The sequence below is a fragment of the Halomonas piscis genome, from assembly GCF_031886125.1.
Taxonomy (GTDB): Bacteria; Pseudomonadota; Gammaproteobacteria; order Pseudomonadales; family Halomonadaceae; genus Vreelandella; species Vreelandella piscis.
Genome location: NZ_CP119391.1, coordinates 1,625,381 through 1,642,767 on the forward strand (window position 1 = coordinate 1,625,381; position 17,387 = coordinate 1,642,767).

The 17,387-nt window shown below is 64.4% G+C and carries 18 protein-coding genes and 2 tRNA genes; 16 read left to right on the forward strand and 4 right to left on the reverse strand.

The window, feature by feature from the left end; genetic code table 11:
* Positions 1-98: 98 nt before the first annotated feature.
* The 5 genes from P1P91_RS07605 to P1P91_RS07625 all read left to right on the forward strand — a co-directional run bounded on the left by P1P91_RS07605 (position 99) and on the right by P1P91_RS07625 (position 3,868).
* On the forward strand, positions 99-1,217 hold the full coding sequence (locus P1P91_RS07605) for an AI-2E family transporter (RefSeq protein ID WP_311881699.1): 1,119 nt from the start codon (positions 99-101) through the stop codon (positions 1,215-1,217).
* Entirely contained in the window at positions 1,214-1,918 is a 705-nt protein-coding gene (gene hda / locus P1P91_RS07610; protein WP_311881700.1) for a DnaA regulatory inactivator Hda, read from the forward strand. The genes P1P91_RS07605 and hda overlap by 4 nt, the downstream gene beginning before the upstream one ends.
* Before the next feature lie 63 nt (positions 1,919-1,981).
* Positions 1,982-3,373, forward strand: coding sequence for a class II fumarate hydratase (locus tag P1P91_RS07615; protein WP_311881703.1), 1,392 nt, complete (start codon positions 1,982-1,984; stop codon positions 3,371-3,373).
* A 289-nt stretch (positions 3,374-3,662) separates the two neighbouring features.
* Positions 3,663-3,739 (forward strand) — tRNA-Val (locus tag P1P91_RS07620).
* 52 nt (positions 3,740-3,791) lie between these two features.
* A tRNA-Val gene (locus P1P91_RS07625) sits at positions 3,792-3,868 on the forward strand.
* Positions 3,869-3,982: 114 nt separating this feature from the next.
* Here P1P91_RS07625 and P1P91_RS07630 read toward each other — a convergent pair.
* From P1P91_RS07630 to P1P91_RS07645, 4 genes are all read right to left on the reverse strand, one after another.
* Positions 3,983-4,498 carry a GAF domain-containing protein gene (locus P1P91_RS07630; protein ID WP_311881705.1) on the reverse strand — a complete coding sequence of 172 codons (516 nt, stop codon included), beginning with the start codon at positions 4,496-4,498 and terminating at the stop codon, positions 3,983-3,985.
* Between the two features lie 90 nt (positions 4,499-4,588).
* Complete coding sequence (locus P1P91_RS07635; RefSeq protein WP_311881707.1) at positions 4,589-5,374, reverse strand: MetQ/NlpA family ABC transporter substrate-binding protein; 786 nt, start codon at positions 5,372-5,374, stop codon at positions 4,589-4,591.
* A gap of 111 nt (positions 5,375-5,485) precedes the next feature.
* Positions 5,486-6,139: a methionine ABC transporter permease gene (locus P1P91_RS07640; RefSeq protein ID WP_311881709.1), complete on the reverse strand. Its 654-nt coding sequence runs from the start codon at positions 6,137-6,139 to the stop codon at positions 5,486-5,488.
* A complete protein-coding gene (locus P1P91_RS07645) occupies positions 6,120-7,163 on the reverse strand; it encodes a methionine ABC transporter ATP-binding protein (protein ID WP_311881711.1) in 1,044 nt (347 codons plus the stop codon). Before P1P91_RS07645 ends, P1P91_RS07640 begins: the two co-directional genes overlap by 20 nt.
* Positions 7,164-7,705: 542 nt before the next feature.
* On the opposite strand from P1P91_RS07645, the gene P1P91_RS07650 reads away from it, so the two are divergent.
* From P1P91_RS07650 to moaE, 11 genes are all read left to right on the forward strand, one after another.
* Positions 7,706-9,430, forward strand: coding sequence for a sulfate adenylyltransferase (locus P1P91_RS07650; protein ID WP_311881712.1), 1,725 nt, complete (start codon positions 7,706-7,708; stop codon positions 9,428-9,430).
* 180 nt (positions 9,431-9,610) lie between these two features.
* Positions 9,611-10,243, forward strand: a complete 633-nt coding sequence (locus P1P91_RS07655) for a riboflavin synthase subunit alpha (protein ID WP_311881713.1) — start codon at positions 9,611-9,613, stop codon at positions 10,241-10,243.
* Positions 10,244-10,351: 108 nt separating this feature from the next.
* On the forward strand, positions 10,352-11,647 hold the full coding sequence (locus P1P91_RS07660; protein WP_311881714.1) for an NCS2 family permease: 1,296 nt from the start codon (positions 10,352-10,354) through the stop codon (positions 11,645-11,647).
* A 33-nt stretch (positions 11,648-11,680) separates the two neighbouring features.
* Entirely contained in the window at positions 11,681-12,226 is a 546-nt protein-coding gene (locus tag P1P91_RS07665) for an adenine phosphoribosyltransferase (protein ID WP_311881715.1), read from the forward strand.
* A gap of 6 nt (positions 12,227-12,232) precedes the next feature.
* On the forward strand, positions 12,233-12,712 hold the full coding sequence (gene gpt, locus P1P91_RS07670; protein WP_311881717.1) for a xanthine phosphoribosyltransferase: 480 nt from the start codon (positions 12,233-12,235) through the stop codon (positions 12,710-12,712).
* A gap of 42 nt (positions 12,713-12,754) precedes the next feature.
* Complete coding sequence (ung, locus tag P1P91_RS07675) at positions 12,755-13,459, forward strand: uracil-DNA glycosylase (protein ID WP_311881719.1); 705 nt, start codon at positions 12,755-12,757, stop codon at positions 13,457-13,459.
* A 48-nt stretch (positions 13,460-13,507) separates the two neighbouring features.
* Complete coding sequence (gene upp / locus P1P91_RS07680; RefSeq protein WP_311881721.1) at positions 13,508-14,137, forward strand: uracil phosphoribosyltransferase; 630 nt, start codon at positions 13,508-13,510, stop codon at positions 14,135-14,137.
* Positions 14,138-14,298: 161 nt separating this feature from the next.
* Entirely contained in the window at positions 14,299-15,471 is a 1,173-nt protein-coding gene (locus tag P1P91_RS07685; RefSeq protein ID WP_311885738.1) for a uracil-xanthine permease family protein, read from the forward strand.
* A 25-nt stretch (positions 15,472-15,496) separates the two neighbouring features.
* Positions 15,497-16,105 carry a molybdopterin-guanine dinucleotide biosynthesis protein B gene (gene mobB, locus P1P91_RS07690; protein WP_311881724.1) on the forward strand — a complete coding sequence of 203 codons (609 nt, stop codon included), beginning with the start codon at positions 15,497-15,499 and terminating at the stop codon, positions 16,103-16,105.
* A complete protein-coding gene (moaC, locus tag P1P91_RS07695; protein WP_311881725.1) occupies positions 16,096-16,899 on the forward strand; it encodes a cyclic pyranopterin monophosphate synthase MoaC in 804 nt (267 codons plus the stop codon). Before mobB ends, moaC begins: the two co-directional genes overlap by 10 nt.
* A 2-nt stretch (positions 16,900-16,901) precedes the next feature.
* Complete coding sequence (moaE, locus tag P1P91_RS07700) at positions 16,902-17,384, forward strand: molybdopterin synthase catalytic subunit MoaE (RefSeq protein ID WP_311881727.1); 483 nt, start codon at positions 16,902-16,904, stop codon at positions 17,382-17,384.
* Positions 17,385-17,387: the final 3 nt, after the last annotated feature.

The following is a 17,387-nucleotide window of genomic DNA, read 5'->3' on the forward strand; positions in this document are numbered from 1 at the left end:
GTATCGCCGGCCCGGGTGGGGCGCGGCGAAAGTGTAACACCCGCCAGGGCGTATGGCATTGCGCATAACACAACACGTGCAGTCAGGAGAGTTCGCAAGTGCGATATTCATGGTGGTGGTTGTTAGTCGCCGTTGTGGCGGTGCTGCTGGTGTATTTGCTCAACGCCGTATTGATGCCGTTTATTGCCGGCTTGATTCTGGCCTACGTGGTCAACCCCCTGACCCACCGCTTCGAGCGGCTGGGCATGAACCGCACCCTTTCGGTGAGCAGCGTCTTTCTGGTCATGCTGGTGGTGCTGACGCTGAGCCTTTTCATTCTGATTCCCGCGGCGGTGCAGCAGGTCAAGCAGCTGGGCAACGCCGTGCCGGCCATGGTCGGCTGGCTCGAGGATGCCCTGGCGCCCCGGCTGAAAGAATGGATCGGCTACGATCTGCGCGCCGATCTTGCCGGTATCAAGCAGGTATTTGCCGAGAACTGGCGGGATGCCGGCGGTTATCTGGCCAGTGCGCTGGGTCAGCTGGGACGTTCGGGCATGGCGCTGGTATCATGGGTGACCTACACCGCGCTGGTACCGGTAGTGACGTTCTATCTGCTGCTGGACTGGCAGCGGCTGATCGACAACGCCAGCGGGCTGATCCCCCGGCCCTGGGTTGACGAAGTCACGCGCCTGGGTCGGCGCTGTAACGCCGTTCTCGCGGCGTTTTTGCGCGGCCAGCTGCTGGTCATGCTGTGCCTGGGCGCGATCTACGCGCTGGGGCTCAGTCTTTTGGGCCTGAACGTGGGGCTGGTGATCGGCTTTATTGCCGGGCTTGCCAGCATCGTGCCGTTTCTGGGCTTTATCGTGGGCATCAGCATTGCCCTGATCGTGGCGGTGTTTCAGATTGGCACCCTGTGGGCCATTGCCGGCGTGGTGGTCGTATTCACTATCGGTCAGATCGTCGAAAGCGTGGTGCTGCAGCCCAAGCTTCTGGGCGACAAGATCGGCCTGCACCCGGTGGCGGTCATTTTTGCCGTGCTCGCCGGGGGCAAGCTGTTCGGCTTTCTCGGCGTGCTGCTGGCGCTGCCCGCGGCGGCGGTGGTCATGGTGCTCTTGCGCGAGGGAATGGAACGTTATAAAAACAGTCCCTTATACGACGTTCGCCTTCAGCCGGCCGGCGACGACCGCGTGCCCGGCACGTCGCCGCAGACGAAAAGGGGCGAAGGGGAGGACTCATGAACCGACCGCCGGCACAGCTGCCGCTGGGAGTGGGGCTGCGCGACGATGCCACCTTTGGCAACTACTATCCGGGGCCGCGCAACGCCACTCTGGTCGAGCAGCTGATCCGCCAGCCCGCGCCCGACGGCGAGCCCTATCTCTACCTGTGGGGCGCGCCGGGCACCGGGCGCAGCCATCTGCTGCAGGCGGCGTGCCATCAGGCCTCGGATCAGGGAGGGCGGGCGCTGTACCTGCCGCTTGAGGATCTGGGCCACTTCCCGCCGCTGATGCTGGAAGATATCGAGCGGCTGGATCTGGTCGCCATCGACGACCTGGAGTGTGTGATCGGGCGCAAGCGCTGGGAGGAAGGGCTGTTTCACGCCTTCAACCGCCTGCGCGACGCCGGCAAGCGGCTGGTGATTGCCGCCGGCGCCGCGCCGCGCCAGCTGCCGGTGCTGCTGCCGGATCTGGCATCAAGGCTGACCTGGGGCATGACCTACCACGTCCAGCCGCTGGACGACGAGGGACGGCTGGCGGCGCTCAAGCTGCGCGCCGAGGTCCGCGGCATGGCGCTGTCCGACGACGTCGCGCGCTACATTCTGCACCGCGGGCCGCGAGCGCTCAGCGAGCTTTGCCGGGCGCTGGAAACCCTGGATCGGGCGTCGCTGTCGGCCAAGCGCAAACTCACCATTCCGTTCGTCAAACAGGCCCTTGGCTGGTAGCGTCGGCGCATCAGAGCGCTGCCCGCCAGGGGGTATCGAGAACCATTCCTGAGGAGAGTCGACATGTCTCGTCATTCTGCATCCACCCGTATCGAGCGCGACAGCATGGGCGAGCTCGAGGTGCCGCAAACGGCGCTCTACGGTGCCCAGACCCAGCGCGCGGTCAACAACTTCCCGGTCTCCGGCGAGGCCATGCCGCCGGCCTTCATCCATGCCATTGCCCGGGTCAAGCTGGCCGCCGCGCACGCCAACGAAGCCCTCGGGCTGCTGGACAAGGACCGCGCCAGGGCCATCCAGCAGGCGGCCGAGGCGGTGATCAACGGCGAGCACGACGACCAGTTCCCCATCGACGTCTACCAGACCGGCTCGGGCACGTCGAGCAACATGAACGTCAACGAAGTGCTGTCGCACCTGGCCAGCAGCGATGGCCTCGAGGTTGGACCCAACGACCACGTCAACATGGGCCAGTCGAGCAACGACGTGGTGCCCACGGCGATCCACGTCTCCGCGGCGATTGCCGTGGAGCGCTCGTTGCGCCCGGCGCTTTTGACGCTGCGCCAGAGCGTCGCCCGGCGCGCCGAGGAGCTTGAGGAGGTGGTCAAGACCGGGCGCACCCATCTGATGGACGCCATGCCGCTGACTCTGGGCCAGGAGCTGGGCGGCTGGGTCAACCAGCTCGACCAGGCCATCGAGCGTATCGACAGCGCCATGAACCGCGTGCAGCGCCTGGCCCAGGGCGGCACCGCCGTGGGGACCGGCATCAACGCCCCGGAAGGCTTTGCCGAGCGCGTGGCGATTCACTTAAGCGAGCAGACCGGGCTTTCGTTTCGTCCCAACGACAGCTTTTTTGCCAGCCTTTCGTCCCAGGACGCAGCGGTGGAGCTTTCCGGCCAGCTCAAGGGTCTGGCCTGCGTGATCATGAAGATCGGCAACGACCTGCGCTGGATGAACTCCGGGCCGCTGGCGGGGCTTGGCGAGATCGAGCTCGAGGCGATTCAGCCGGGCAGTTCGATCATGCCGGGCAAGGTCAACCCGGTGCTGCCGGAATCCGCCGTCCAGGCGGCCGCCCAGGTGATCGGCCTGGACTCGGCGATTACCGTGGCCGGCCAGAGCGGCAACTTCCAGCTCAACGTCATGCTGCCGCTGGTGGCCACCAACCTGCTGACCTCCATCACCTTGATGAGCAACACCGCCAGGCTGCTGGGCGAGCAGGTGATACCGTCGTTCAAGGTGCGCGAAGACAATCTGCGGGCGCCGCTTGAGCGCAACCCGATCCTGGTCACCGCGCTCAACAGCGTCATCGGCTACAACGCCGCGGCCCAGGTGGCGAAAAAGGCCTACCAGGCCGGGCGGCCGATCATCGACGTTGCCGAAGAGGAAACCGACATGGACCGGGAAACGCTCGAGCGTCTGCTCGATCCCAAAAAGCTCACCGAAGGCGGTATTCCCGAGTAGGCCTGCCTGCAGGAGCCGGGAACAGGTTGAAGAGAGGGTTCTACGCCATGGCCGAAAAAAAGCTCCATGCGTTTCCGGCATTTCCGCCATCCTTGGCGGTCAGATGGCGTAGATAGCTTCCAGAGACGGATTTATAGCGCCCTCTCGGAGGCCTTTTCCCGGCTCAGCTTGGGCGATAGGGCCCGGTGTACCCGCCTACTAGCGCCCTGGGCCTGTAGAAAAAATGCTTGCATTTCATCGGTGAAGTCGTAGAATACGCATCCGTTGCCAGACGTGTACGGCATACGGCAGGACCATAGCTCAGTTGGTTAGAGCGCCACGTTGACATCGTGGAGGTCGGCGGTTCAAATCCGCCTGGTCCTACCAAACACCCATCAGCCAGGCACGGCAGCCGGCGAAAACGCCAGCCCCCGTTTGCAGGACCATAGCTCAGTTGGTTAGAGCGCCACGTTGACATCGTGGAGGTCGGCGGTTCAAATCCGCCTGGTCCTACCAGTTTTGTACGCTAAAGCGCCCCGTCAGCTCGCAGGCCGACGGGGCGTTTTTGTGTGCGTGGCGTTCAGGAAAACGGGCTGGGCAACAGGCAGGCCCGGCCCGGAAAGGGGAGGCTTAGCCTGCAAAGTCCGGCAGGTCGCTGGCGGCGATAAAGGTCTCGACCAGCGCCTCGATGCCCGCCTGGTCGTCGGCGCTGAAGCGGCCTTCCACCGGGCTGTCGAGATCCAGCACGCCCCAGAGGCGCTCGCCGCTGACGATGGGTACCACCAGCTCCGAGCGCGAGTCGGCGTCGCAGGCGATGTGGCTCGCCAGGGCGTTGACGTCGTCGATCCGCTGGGTTTGCCGCGCGCGCGCGGCCGCACCGCAGACGCCCTGGCTGAAGGGGATCGGATGGCAGGCGGGCTTGCCCTGAAACGGCCCCAGGCTCAGCACTTTGCTTTCCCGCTGAAGATAAAGCCCCGCCCAGTTGAGCGTGGGGACCTGGTGGAAGACAAACGCGCACAGCTGGGCACCGTTGGTCAGCCAGTCCCGGGTATCCAGCAGGGCGGCGAGCTGGCGGTTGAGCAAGGCATAGTCCGCAGGCGCAGGGACCGGCGCCGGTTCGAGGGAGTCAGAAGCGTCCAGTGTCATCAGGGTTGGCCTTGTGAAACACCCGAGGCCGGCCAGGGGCCGGCCTGGGTAAAGTGGGAGGGCGCAATGGTCAAGCGGGCCCGCCGGGGATTACTCGGTCCAGCCGGGAACGGCGGCGCCCTTGAACAGCTCGTCGGCCTTTTCCATGACCGCCTCGCTCTGATAGGCGTCGACCAGCTGGCGAATGTCTTCGCGGTCTTCATCGCCGCTGCGCACCACGATCAGGTTGACGTAGGGCGACTCCGGGCCTTCCTTGATCAGCGCGTCGTCCAGGCTCAGGCCGGCGGGCTGGGCAAAGGTGTTGTTGATGAAGGCCATGTCCACGTCGGGCAGCACCCGGGGCAGCTGGGCGGCTTCGATCTCGCGGAAGTTGAAGTCGTGGGGATTGTCGGCGATGTCGATCGGCGTGGCTTCCAGGTTGGTCGGGTCGTTCAGCTCGATCAGGCCCTTGTTGTGCATCAGGATCAGCGACCGGCCTTCGTTGGACGGGTCGTTGGGCAGCGCAATGCGGGCGCCGTCGGGCAGCGCTTCGATGCTGTCGTACTTTTCCGAATACGCGCCGATGGGGTAGACGAAGGTATAGCCGGCCACGGCGAAGTCGTAGCCGCGGTCATTGACCATGGACTGCATGTAGGGCTCGTGCTGGAAGGCGTTGGCGTCCAGGCTGCCGTCGGCAAGCGCGGCGTTGGGAGTGACGTAGTCGGTGAACTCGACGATCTCGACGTCAAGATCGTGCCTTTCCTCGGCGATGTCCACGGCGACCTGCATGACGTCGGTTTCCGGGCCGGCCACGGTGCCGACTTTCAGGGGGGCGGCGTGGGCCGCGCCAATGCCCAGCGCCAAAGCGGCAAGGCTGCCAATCACGAGTTTTTGCATGTTCAGGCTCCGGTCGGTTTGAAAAGCGTTTAACGGCTGAAAAGCGATACAAGGGCTTAATACTGCGGCGATAAGAAATATAAGTCTAATGCTTTATGGTTATGCTTCGCTTCACTTGCGGTCGCTTTTGCGCACCAGGTAGTCGCCCAGGCTCTGAAAGCCCTGCACCATGACCACCAAAATCACCACGGTGATCAGCATGATGGTGGGGTTGAAGCGGTTATAGCCGTAGCGGATCCCCAGATCGCCGAGCCCGCCGCCGCCCACGGCGCCGGCCATGGCCGAATAGCTCACCAGCGTGACCAGCGTAATGGTGAGCCCGGTGATGATGCCGCCCCGGGCTTCGGGGATCAGCACCTTGCGCACGATCTGCCAGGGGGTGGCGCCCATGGCCTGGGCGGACTCGATCAGCCCGGGCGAAATCTCGTTCAGCGCGCCCTCTACCAGCCGCGCGACGAACGGTATCGCGGCGATGGTCAGCGGCACCGAGGCGGCGTTGATGCCGATGGAGGTGCCCACCAGCATGCGCGTAAACGGGATGATGGCGACCATCAGAATGATGAACGGGATCGAGCGGCCGATGTTGGTGACAATGCTCAGCGCCTGGTGGGTGATCGGCATGGCGAGAATCTGCCGCGGCCGGGTGACGTAGAGCAGCACGCCCAGCGGCACCCCGAGGAGGGTGGCGATCAGCCCGGAGACGCCGACCATGTAAAGGGTGTCAAGGGTGGCCTGCCAAATCAGATTAATCATCGCGCCGGACATGCCCGAGCACCTCCACTTTCAGTTCGTGAGATTCCAGATAGCGCATGGCCTGGCCGGTTTGCTCCGCGGTACCCATCAGCTCGGCGATCATCAGCCCCAGGGTGCGCTGCTGGATGGATTCGACCTTGGCCTGCAGGATGCTGACGTCCACGCCGCAATCCCGGGCCAGCCGCGAGATCAGCGGAGTGGAAACGGCATTGCCGGAAAACGTCAGGCGCACCACGGGGTGGGTATGCGCATCGGGGGTGTCCTGCAGCCGGCTGTTCAGCCCTCGGGGCGGCTCGAGCTGCAAAAAGTCGTTGAGAAACGTTCGACCCAGCTGGGTTGCCGGCGCGGTGAAGAAGTCGCCGACCTCGGCGTCTTCCACCAGCCGCCCGTCGGAGATCAGCCCGACGCGGTGGCAGATCGACTTGACCACCTCCATTTCGTGGGTGATCAACAGGATGGTAATCCCCAGGTCGCGGTTGATCTCGCGCAGGAGTTCCAGAATCGAGCCGGTGGTTTGCGGATCCAGCGCCGAGGTGGCCTCGTCGCAGAGCAGCACCGCCGGCTCGCTGGCCAGCGCCCGGGCAATGGCCACGCGCTGTTTCTGACCGCCGGACAGCTGGGCGGGAAACTGGTGGGCCTTGTCGGCGAGGCCCACCAGTTTGAGCAGGGGAGTTACCCGATGCCTGATGCTGGCGCGCCGGTGGCCCATGAGCTCCAGCGGCAGGGCGACGTTGGCAAACACGGTGCGCGTGGTCAGCAGGTTGAAATGCTGAAAGATCATGCCGATGCGATGGCGGGCGCGGTTAAGGGCCTGGCCGGAAAGGCGCGTCATTTCCTGGCCGTTGACCGTCACGCGGCCGTCGGTCGGGCGTTCGAGCAGGTTGACGCAGCGGATCAGCGTGGACTTTCCCGCCCCGGAAAGGCCGATGACGCCGTGAATGCGACCTTTGGGGATGTGCAGGTTCACCTTGCGCAGGGCGTGTACGGCCCCGTCGCCGCTGCCGTAGGTCTTACTGACGTTTTCAAGTTCTATCATGACGTCTGCTTTAGCGGGACCGACGCGCAGAGGACCGCGCCCCGGCCAAATCGGATGAAGCCGAAGGGACGGCGGCGCGGGCAAGCGCAGGGCAGGGAACGAAAAAGGCCACCCTGTCGGGTGGCCATTGACGCGGGGCACACCCTTTTAGCTGCACTTCACCGGCTGAAAGGCCGGTGGACGCCCGCAATCCGGGAACAAATCGGCGTCTGGAAATAATGGGGTATAGCGGCGGCTATTTTAGGGAGCGGCTCTCGAGGATGTCAAACCTGCCCGGCTCCTTGTCTACGCCTTTTGTCGCGAATCGAGCGGTAAAATTGACAAGCTTCGCCGTCATTGATAGCTCTCGGAGGTGCTTGAGTCTTTCTCACGAAAGCGATTCGACCCTGCGTTGCAAGGCGCGGGGCCCATGAGTACGACCTGTTCATATTGGCTTGATCGATCAGCCACCGGCTATGGGCGCAGCGAATCTGACAAGAACACCGGGGGTGGCTGGTTTTTCAAGCGGGCAGCACGCTTAAGCGCTAAGGAGAAGCAGTTAAATGAACAAGAAAAGCTCGGTTTCAGAGAACGTGGTGCTGGACGAGAAAACCCTGGCCGGGTTTCCCCAGCAGCCTCATGGCGGCAAGCTGGTTGACCGGGTAGCCAAGGGAGAGGAGCGCGAAAAAGAGCTGGAGAGGGCCAAAACCCTGCCCCAAATCATGGTCGACACCGAGGCCGCGATTACGCTGGAAATGATTGCGACCGGCGTCATGTCGCCCAACGAGGGCCTGATGGTCGAAGAGGACTATTTGTCCACCCTGGAGACGGGGCGTTTGAAAAACGGCCTGGTCTGGCCGATTCCCCTGAGCTTTGCGCCGACCGGCAAGCACAACACTGAGGTGGTGAACTCGCTTTCCAAGGGCGATGACGTCGTGCTGATCGACGTCAATCAGGAGCCGGTGGCAATTCTCAACGCGGAAGACATTTTTTCCTACGACAGGGACTACCGGGCGCAGCACGTTTTTGGCACCACCGATCGGAAACACCCCGGAGTGGACGCCATCTATCGGCGCATGGGCGACACGGCGCTCGGCGGCAAAATCACCCTGCTGAACCGGCCGGACTGGGGGCCGTTTGAGCCGCTCAGAATGGAGCCCAAGGACGCCTGGCAGCTGTTCTACGTGGAAAAGGAGTTCAAGACAGTGGCCGGCTTCGTGACCGGGGCCAACCCCATGCACCGCGGCCACGAATACATGCACAAAAATCTGCTGGAAGAGGTGGACGGCCTGCTGGTCTGCCCGCTGGTGGAGATGGCCAAGCGCGAATTCACGCGCCACGAATACCGGATGCTGGCGTACCGCGGGGTGCTCGAGCAGTACTACCCCAAGGACAGGACTATCCTCTGCCCGCTGCGCGTGACCTACGTCTTTGCCGGACCTCAGGAGGCGATACTGCACGCGCTGATCCTGAAAAACTTTGGCTGCACGCACAAAATCGTCGGCCGCGACTACGCCGGCGTTGGCGACTATTACGACAAGTACGCCAGCCAGAGCATTTTTGACCAGTATGCGCCCGAAGAGATCGGCATCGATATTCGCACCTTCCACGAGGCCTTTTTCTGCGTGCGCTGCAACACCGTCGCCACGGATCAGTCGTGCCCCCACGATGAAAGCGTCAGGGTGGGCATTTCCGGCACCAGCGTTCGGGAAATACTGCGCCACGGAATTCTGCCGCCCAAGGAAATCGTGCGCCCGGAATCGTCCCACGTGGCCATTCAGGGCGTGCAGCCCAAGGGGCGCGACGCCGACGGCAATACCGTTTTGCCCGTGGGCAAGCTCATCAAGAGCATGTTCCCGTTCTATCTGACCCACCGAGGCATTGGCGGACCCAGGCGGGAAACGCCGCTGAATCCGGACGACCTGACCAACGACGACCTGAACGCGGCCATTGCCGACGTTCGCGCCAACGGCGACCTGGTCTACCGCCAGACCTACGACACCTATACCCAGAGCGCCGATATCAACCGCTCCGTTCAGCCGGCCTGGGTGGATGAAACCAGGGCGTACATGCGCAAGCACCAGCAGATGGTGGTCGACAACCTGGAGGAGAAAGTCGCCATCGCCCCCGAGGAATCGTCGGACGAGTTCATGTACCAGGACAGGGAGGAAGCCGAAAAAGAGCTCGCAGTGGCCCGCCGAGTGCTGGAGGAGCTCTCCGTGCCCGTCGACGAGGAAAAGACCCGGGAGCGCGTGTGGAACATCGCGCCGTACGACAGCTACTACTAAGCACGATCTGCCAGGCTGCATAGCCAGGCGAAGGGTGGCGGTAAACAGCCGGCCACCCTTTTTTGTGTCGGTACAGGGCGGGAAAAAAGCCGCGCTTTCGCCTGCAGGCGCCGAGCGCGAATGGCACAATACTCCGCCGGCTCCGTGAGCCGGGCTGCGAACGTCAAGAGGAGACAACCCATGTTTACCGGTATCGTGCAGGGCACGGCAGAAGTGGTGGAGGTGCGCGAGCGCGAGGCGTTTCGCACCCACGTGGTGGCCATGCCCGAGGCGCTTCGCCAGGGGCTTGAAACCGGGGCATCGGTGGCGCACAACGGCGTATGCCTGACGGTAACCGCGTTAGACGGCGCTCATGTGCATTTCGACCTGATGCGCGAAACCCTGCGGGTGACCAACCTCGGCGAAGTTGTCGCGGGCAGTCGCGTCAACATCGAGCGGGCGGCGCGCTTTGGCGACGAGATCGGCGGGCATGCCATGTCCGGCCACGTGATGAGCGTCGCCGAGGTGCTTTTTGTTGAAGAGGCCCCGGATAATCGCCGGCTGTGGTTTGCGCTGCCCGAGCCGTGCGTGCGCTTTGTCTTCGACAAGGGCTATATCGGCATCGATGGCATCAGCCTGACGGTGGGGGAGGTGCGCCGCCCGACGGATGAGCCGGCAATGTTCTGCGTTGACTTGATCCCCGAAACCCTGGCGCGCACCACCCTTGGCGAGCGCAGGCCGGGGGACGGCGTCAACCTCGAGATCGATCCGCAAACCCAGGCCATCGTGGAGACGGCGGAGCGCTTTCTGCAAAGCCGATACGAGGCGATTTGACGCGCGGGCGGCACGTGTCGCGTTCGCATCGCGGCGCGCCTTTGGGTAAGATAGGCGGCTTTTCTTACCCTGCCGAGACCTCTGCCGGCGCGAAGGATAAAAAAGTCCATGAATTTTCTCCATAGCCACTTCAGGCTCGCCGAGCACGGCACCGATATAAAAACCGAGATCATCGCCGGGGTGACGACGTTCCTCACCATGGCCTACATCATCTTCGTCAACCCGAGCATTCTCTCGGAGGCGGGGATGGACTACGGCGCGGTCTTCGTCGCCACCTGCCTGGCGGCGGCCATGGGCTGTCTGATCATGGGCATCTGGGCCAACTATCCCATCGCCCAGGCGCCGGGCATGGGGCTCAACGCCTTTTTTACCTACACCGTGGTGCTGGGCATGGGCTATACCTGGGAGGCGGCGCTCGGCGCGGTGTTTTTCTCGGGGCTGTGCTTTTTCCTGCTGGGCGTTCTGCGCGTGCGCGAATGGATCATCAACTCGATTCCGCTCACGCTGCGGCTGGGCATCGCCGCGGGTATCGGCCTGTTTCTTGCGATGATCGCGCTGAAAAACGCCGGCATCGTGGTGGCCAACCCGGCGACCTTCGTGGCCCTTGGCGACTTGACCGAGCCCGCCGCCGTCTATGCCCTGGTCGGCTTTTTCGTGATTACCGCGCTTTCGTACCTGCGCGTGACCGGCGCGGTGCTGATCGGCATTCTGGGGGTCACCCTGGTCGCGACCCTGCTTGGGCATAACGCCTACGGCGGCTTGGTCTCCATGCCGCCGTCCATCGCGCCAACCTTTATGCAGATGGATCTGGCCGGGGCGTTTGACGTGGCCATGATCAGCGTGGTGTTTGCCTTTCTCTTCGTGGACCTGTTCGACACCTCGGGCACGCTGGTAGGCGTGGCCCACCGCGGCAAGCTGCTCGACGAAGACGGCAGGCTGCCGCGGCTGGGGCGCGCCATGGTCGCCGACAGCGGCGCCTCCATGGCCGGCGCGGTGCTGGGCACTTCCACCACCACCAGCTACATCGAATCCACCGCGGGCATTGCCTCCGGCGGGCGCACCGGGCTGACCGCGGTGGTGGTCGCCGGGATGTTTCTGATCAGCCTGTTCTTTGCGCCGCTGGCAGGCTCAATCCCGGCCTACGCCACTGCCGGCGCGCTGCTGTACGTGGCCGTGCTGATGGCCGGCAGCCTGGCTTACGCCAACTGGGAAGACCCCACCGATGCCGCCCCCGTGCTGCTGGCGGCCGTCGGCATGCCGTTGACCTATTCCATTGCCGAGGGCATCGCGCTCGGATTTGTCAGCTATGTGGCGATCAAGCTGCTGTCCGGTCGCTTTCGCGAGCTGAATCCGGCCATCGTCATTCTGGCGCTGCTGTTCGTCGGCAAGTTCGTATATTTGTAAATCCTGATCATCCATCAGCCCATGAGAGACGCGATGAGTATCTACGGCGACTATATCAAGTCGGTGATTCGCACGGTGCCGAACTGGCCGGAACAGGGCGTCAACTTCCGCGATATCACGCCGCTTTTGCAGAACAGCGCGGCGTTTCGCAAGCTGATCGAAAGCTTCGTCCACCGCTACCGGGACATGCAGCTGGACGCCATTGCCTCCATTGACGCCCGGGGCTTTATCGTCGGCGCGCCGCTGGCCTACGAGCTGGGCACAAGCTTTGTGCCGGTGCGCAAGAAAGGCAAGCTGCCGTTCAAGACCGTAAGCGAAACCTACAAGCTGGAGTACGGCCACTCCGAGGTCGAGCTCCACGCCGATGCCTTCCGGCCGAACGACCGCATTCTGCTGGTGGATGATCTGATTGCTACCGGGGGCACCATGCTCGCGGCGGCCAACCTGATCCAGCGCAGCGGTGGCCGCGTGGTCGAGACGTCGACTATCATTGATCTGCCCGAGCTTGGCGGGTCACAGAAAATTCGCGATGCCGGCTATGGCGTATTCGCGGTTTGTTCCTTCACCGAAGACGAGTAACGTCCCATGAGCAGCGAACGCTATCATCAGCACTTCACCGTATCCTGGGACCAGCTGCACCGCGACGTGCGCCAGCTGAGCCGCGAGCTGGTCGAGCGAAACTTTCAGGGCATCATCGCCATTACCCGTGGCGGTTTGATACCGGCGGCGCTGATCGCCCGGGAGCTGAACGTGCGCCTGATCGATACCGTGTGCATCAAAAGCTATGACCGCCAGGAGCAGGGCGGCCTCGAGGTGCTCAAGGGCGTGGACCACGACGGCGAAGGCTGGCTGCTGGTGGACGACCTGGTGGATACCGGCAAGACCGCCCGAGCGGTGCGCGACATGCTGCCCAGGGCGCACTTTGTCACCGTGTACGCCAAGCCCGAAGGCCGTCCGCTGGTGGATCAGTACCTCACCGAGGTGGGCCAGAACTGCTGGATCCAGTTTCCCTGGGACATGGGCGTCGCTTACGTCGAGCCGCTGGCGGACCAGATCAGAAAGTAAGCCGCGCGCAAAAGCCATTGGTCGAGACGTTTCGGAGTGAGCATGGCAAACCCGCTACCCGAGGAATGGAGTCGCTGGCTGGGCGAGGAGTTCCGGGCCGATTACATGCAGGCGCTGCGGCGCTTTCTCGCCGAGGAAAAAGCGGCGAAAAAGGTCATTTATCCGCATTCCAGCCAGTGGTTTCGCGCCTTCGAGCTGACGCCGCTGTCGGCGGTGAAGGTGGTGATTCTTGGCCAGGATCCTTATCACGGCCCGGGCCAGGCCCACGGGCTGTGCTTTTCGGTCAAGCCCGGGGTGAAGGTGCCGCCCTCGCTGGTGAACGTCTATAAAGAGCTTGCCAGCGACGTGGGCTTTACCCCGGTCCAGCACGGGTTTCTGGAAGACTGGGCGCGCCAGGGCGTGCTTTTGCTCAATACCGCGCTCACCGTGGAGCAGGGCCGCGCGGCCGCGCACCGCGGGCAGGGCTGGGAAACCTTTACCGACCGTGCCATCGAGACCGTCAGTGCCCAGGCGCCGCCCTGTGTATTTCTGCTCTGGGGCGGCCACGCCCGGCAGAAAAAGGCGCTGATCGATCAGTCGCGCCACCTGGTGCTCGAGGCGCCGCACCCGTCGCCGCTGTCGGCGCATCGCGGCTTCTTCGGCACCCGACATTTCTCCCGGGCCAACGCCTTTCTGGCCGCCCAGGGGCGCGAGCCGATCGTATGGCAGCTGCCGGAAAAGGTTTCACCCGGCCGGGGACAGGCGTAGAATATCGCGCAATTTGCTGATGCCGCCCCCGAAAAACGAGGAACCCTCATGAGTGTTCACGCCATCAACCACCCGCTGGTGCAGCACAAGCTCGGCCTGCTGCGCGAAGCCGATCTCAGCACCAAGAGCTTTCGCGAACTGGCCGGCGAGGTCGCCAAGCTGTTGACCTACGAAGCCACCCAGGGGCTGGTGCTGGAAGATCACGAGATTCGGGGGTGGAACGGCGAGCCCATTGCCACCCGGCGGCTCAAGGGCAAGAAGGTCACCGTGGTGCCGATTCTGCGCGCCGGACTCGGCATGCTGGAAGGCGTGACCGATTTGCTGCCCAGCGCGCGCATCAGCGTGGTGGGGCTCTACCGCGACGAGGAAACCTTCGAGCCGGTGCCGTACTTCGACAAGCTGGCCAACGATATCGAGGCGCGCCTGGCCGTGGTGATCGACCCCATGCTCGCCACCGGCGGCTCCATGGTGGCCACCCTTGACATGCTCCATCGGCGCGGCTGCCGCCGGATGAAGGTGATCGTGCTGGTGGCCGCTCCTGAAGGTATCGCCCGGGTGGAAGAGGCCTACCCCGACGTCGAAATCTATACCGCCTCGATAGACGAGCGGCTGGACGAGAACGGCTACATCGTCCCCGGCCTTGGCGATGCCGGCGACAAGATTTTCGGGACGCGCTAGGCCGTGTCCGCTGCTCCGTGCCCCTTGCGCCCTGGCGCCGGGGGCATTTTTTTGTCACCCGCGCGGCGCCGGTGCGTGCCGATCACCAAAGGAGTCTCTACCCAGTGAGTCACCCCGCTCCGGCCGAGTCCTGGCCTCGACTACTCCTCACCGGCGTGCAGATGCTGTTCGTCGCCTTCGGCTCGCTGGTGCTGGTGCCGCTGCTCACCGGCCTTTCGCCGAGCGTGGCGCTGTTTACCGCCGGCGTGGGTACGCTGATCTTCCACGCGGTGACGCGCTCGAGCGTGCCGGTGTTTCTGGCCTCGTCCTTTGCCTTCATCGCTCCGATTCAGGGATCGGTGGCGAGCTTCGGCATTCCGGCCACGCTCGGCGGGCTCATGGCGGCGGGCCTGGCCTACGTGGCCGTGTCCCAGGCCGTGCGGCTGAAAGGGACGGCCTGGCTGCATCGGCTGCTGCCGCCGATCGTGGTGGGGCCGATCATCATGGTTATCGGCCTGGCGCTGGCGCCGGTGGCGGTAGAGATGGCGACCGGGGAAACCAGCGACCACATCGGCTACGGCCGGGCCATCGTGCTGTCCATGGCGAGCCTGCTGGTGACGCTGGTGCTGGCGGTGTTCGGCCGCGGACTGTTGCGCCTGGTGCCGATCATGGGCGGCATTGCCACCGGCTACGCGCTGGCGCTGGCGATGGGCGCGGTCGACTTTGCCCCGATACGGGAGAGCGCCTGGGTGGCGCTGCCGGCCTTTACGCTGCCGACGTTTCACTGGGCGGCGATGCTGTTCATGGTGCCGGTGGCCATTGCCCCGGCGGTGGAGCACATCGGCGACATGGTGGCGATCGGCTCGGTAACGCGGCAAAACTATCTGGAGAAGCCCGGCCTGCACCGCACCCTGCTGGGCGACGGCCTGGCGACCATGGCCGCGGCGCTGTTCGGCGGGCCGCCCAACACCACCTATTCCGAGGTCACCGGGGCGGTGACGCTGACCCGGGCGTTCAATCCCAGCTACATGATCGTGGCCGCCGTGACCGCTATCATGCTGGCCTTTGTCGCCAAGCTCGGGGCGTTTTTGCAGACCATCCCCGGCCCGGTCATGGGCGGGATCATGACGCTGTTATTCGGCTCGATTGCCGTGGTGGGGATGAACACCCTGGTGCGCGCCGGCCAGGCGCTCACCGCGCCGCGCAACCTTGTCGTGGCGTCGCTGATTCTGGTGTTCGGCATTGGCGGCATGCAGTTCGGCAACGGCCAGTTTACCCTGCAGGGCGTGAGTCTGGCCGCGGTGGTGGGGATTGTGCTTAACTGGGCGCTGCCCCGCGCCAGTGATGATGAATAGCCGCAGGTATTGATCAGGAGACAGCATGTCGGCATCCGACTTTGATGCGCCGTTCCCGGTGCTTGCCGTGTCCGCGTGGAGCGGCACGGGCAAAACCACGTTGCTTGAGCAGCTGCTGCCGCGACTTGGCGAGCGCGGCCTGAACGTGGGGGTTATCAAACATGCTCACCACGCCTTTGACGTCGACAAGCCCGGCAAGGACAGCTACCGGCTGCGCAGCGCCGGCGCCGCGCCCATGCTGGTCGCGTCCCGGGAGCGCTTTGCGCTGATGCAGGAAACCCCCGGCCAGAGCGAGCCCGATCTTGAACGGCTGATCGAGCTGATGGTGCCCCACGCGCCGGATCTCGTCATTGCCGAAGGTTTCAAGGCCTGGCCGCTGCCCAAGCTGGTGCTTTATCGCGACGGCGTGGGCGATCCGGCGATCTTTCAGGACCCCTGGGTATGCGCCGTGGCCTGCAAGCAGGACGAGCGCGCCGCGCTTGAGCAGCACGGCCCGGCGCCGGGCGTTGATCGGCTTGACCTCGACGACGTGCCGGCAGTGGCGCGCTGGGTCGCGCAGTGGGTGGCCGGTCGGCCGACCGTCGAGACGGCGGCGGAGCAGAGCAACAGCGAAGGTGACACAACATGCATTTGACACATCTTAACGCCCGCGGCGAAGCCAGCATGGTGGACGTGGGCGACAAGGAGGAAAGCCGCCGGGAAGCCGTGGCGTCCGGACGGATCGTGATGGCGCCCGAGACGCTTGCGCTGCTTGCCGACGGCGCGCTGCCCAAGGGCGACGTGATTGCCACGGCGCGCATCGCCGGCATTCAGGCGGCCAAGCGTACCCATGAGCTGATCCCGCTGTGCCATGCCCTGGCGCTGACCAAGGTAGAGCTCGCGTTTGAGCTGGATACCGCCCGCAGCTGCGTCAACGTCGAGGCGCGCTGCCGGCTGACCGGCCGCACCGGCGTGGAAATGGAAGCGCTGACGGCGGTATCGGTGGCCTGTTTGACGCTTTATGACATGTGCAAGGCGGTGGACAAGGGCATGCATATCGAGGCGGTGCAGCTGGAGCACAAAAGCGGCGGCAAGAGCGGCGACTATCAGCGCCCGGGCAGCGACGTGGAGGACCCTATCGTCACCGGCGACAGCGCCGCCAGGGAAATCTCGCTCGGCGTGCGCAGCGATGCCCCCGGGGTGCGGGTCAAGTTTCTCGCCGAGCTTCGCGAGCGCGTGGGCGAAAGCGAAACCCTGGTCGAGCTGGAGCAGCTGGAAAACTGCGACGTTGCCGGCCTCAAGGCCGCGCTTGCCGCCCGGGACCCGGCCTTTGACGCGCTGCGCGAACGCCGCGTGCTGTGCGCCATCAACCAGGTCATGGCCAACGACAGCGCACGCATTACCGACGAAGACGAAGTGGCGTTCTTTCCGCCCGTCACGGGAGGCTAGGCATGAGCGTTCGCCAGGACATGGACATTCGCGTCAGCGTTCAGCGCGAGCCTTTTGGCGTCGCGGACGACAGCCGCGAGCTCTGCCGGGAGCGTAAGGATATCGGCGCCGTGGTGAGCTTCACAGGCCTGGTGCGGGATTTCAACGAGTCGCCGGACGTGACCGGCCTGACCCTTGAGCACTATCCGGGCATGACCGAACGCACGCTGGAGGACATCGGCCGACAGGCCTGGGAGCGGTGGTCGCTCAAGGCCGTGCGTATCGTCCATCGGGTCGGCTACATGGCGCCGGGTGACGGTATCGTGCGGGTGAGCACGGCCAGTGCCCACCGTCGGGACGCCTTCGAGGCCTGCGATTTCATCATGGACTTTCTCAAGACCCGGGCGCCGTTCTGGAAAAAGGAGCATGCTCGGAGCGGCGACTACTGGGTCAGTGAGCGCGAGTCCGACTATGCCGATGCCGATCGCTGGGGCGCCGGCGGCTAGCGC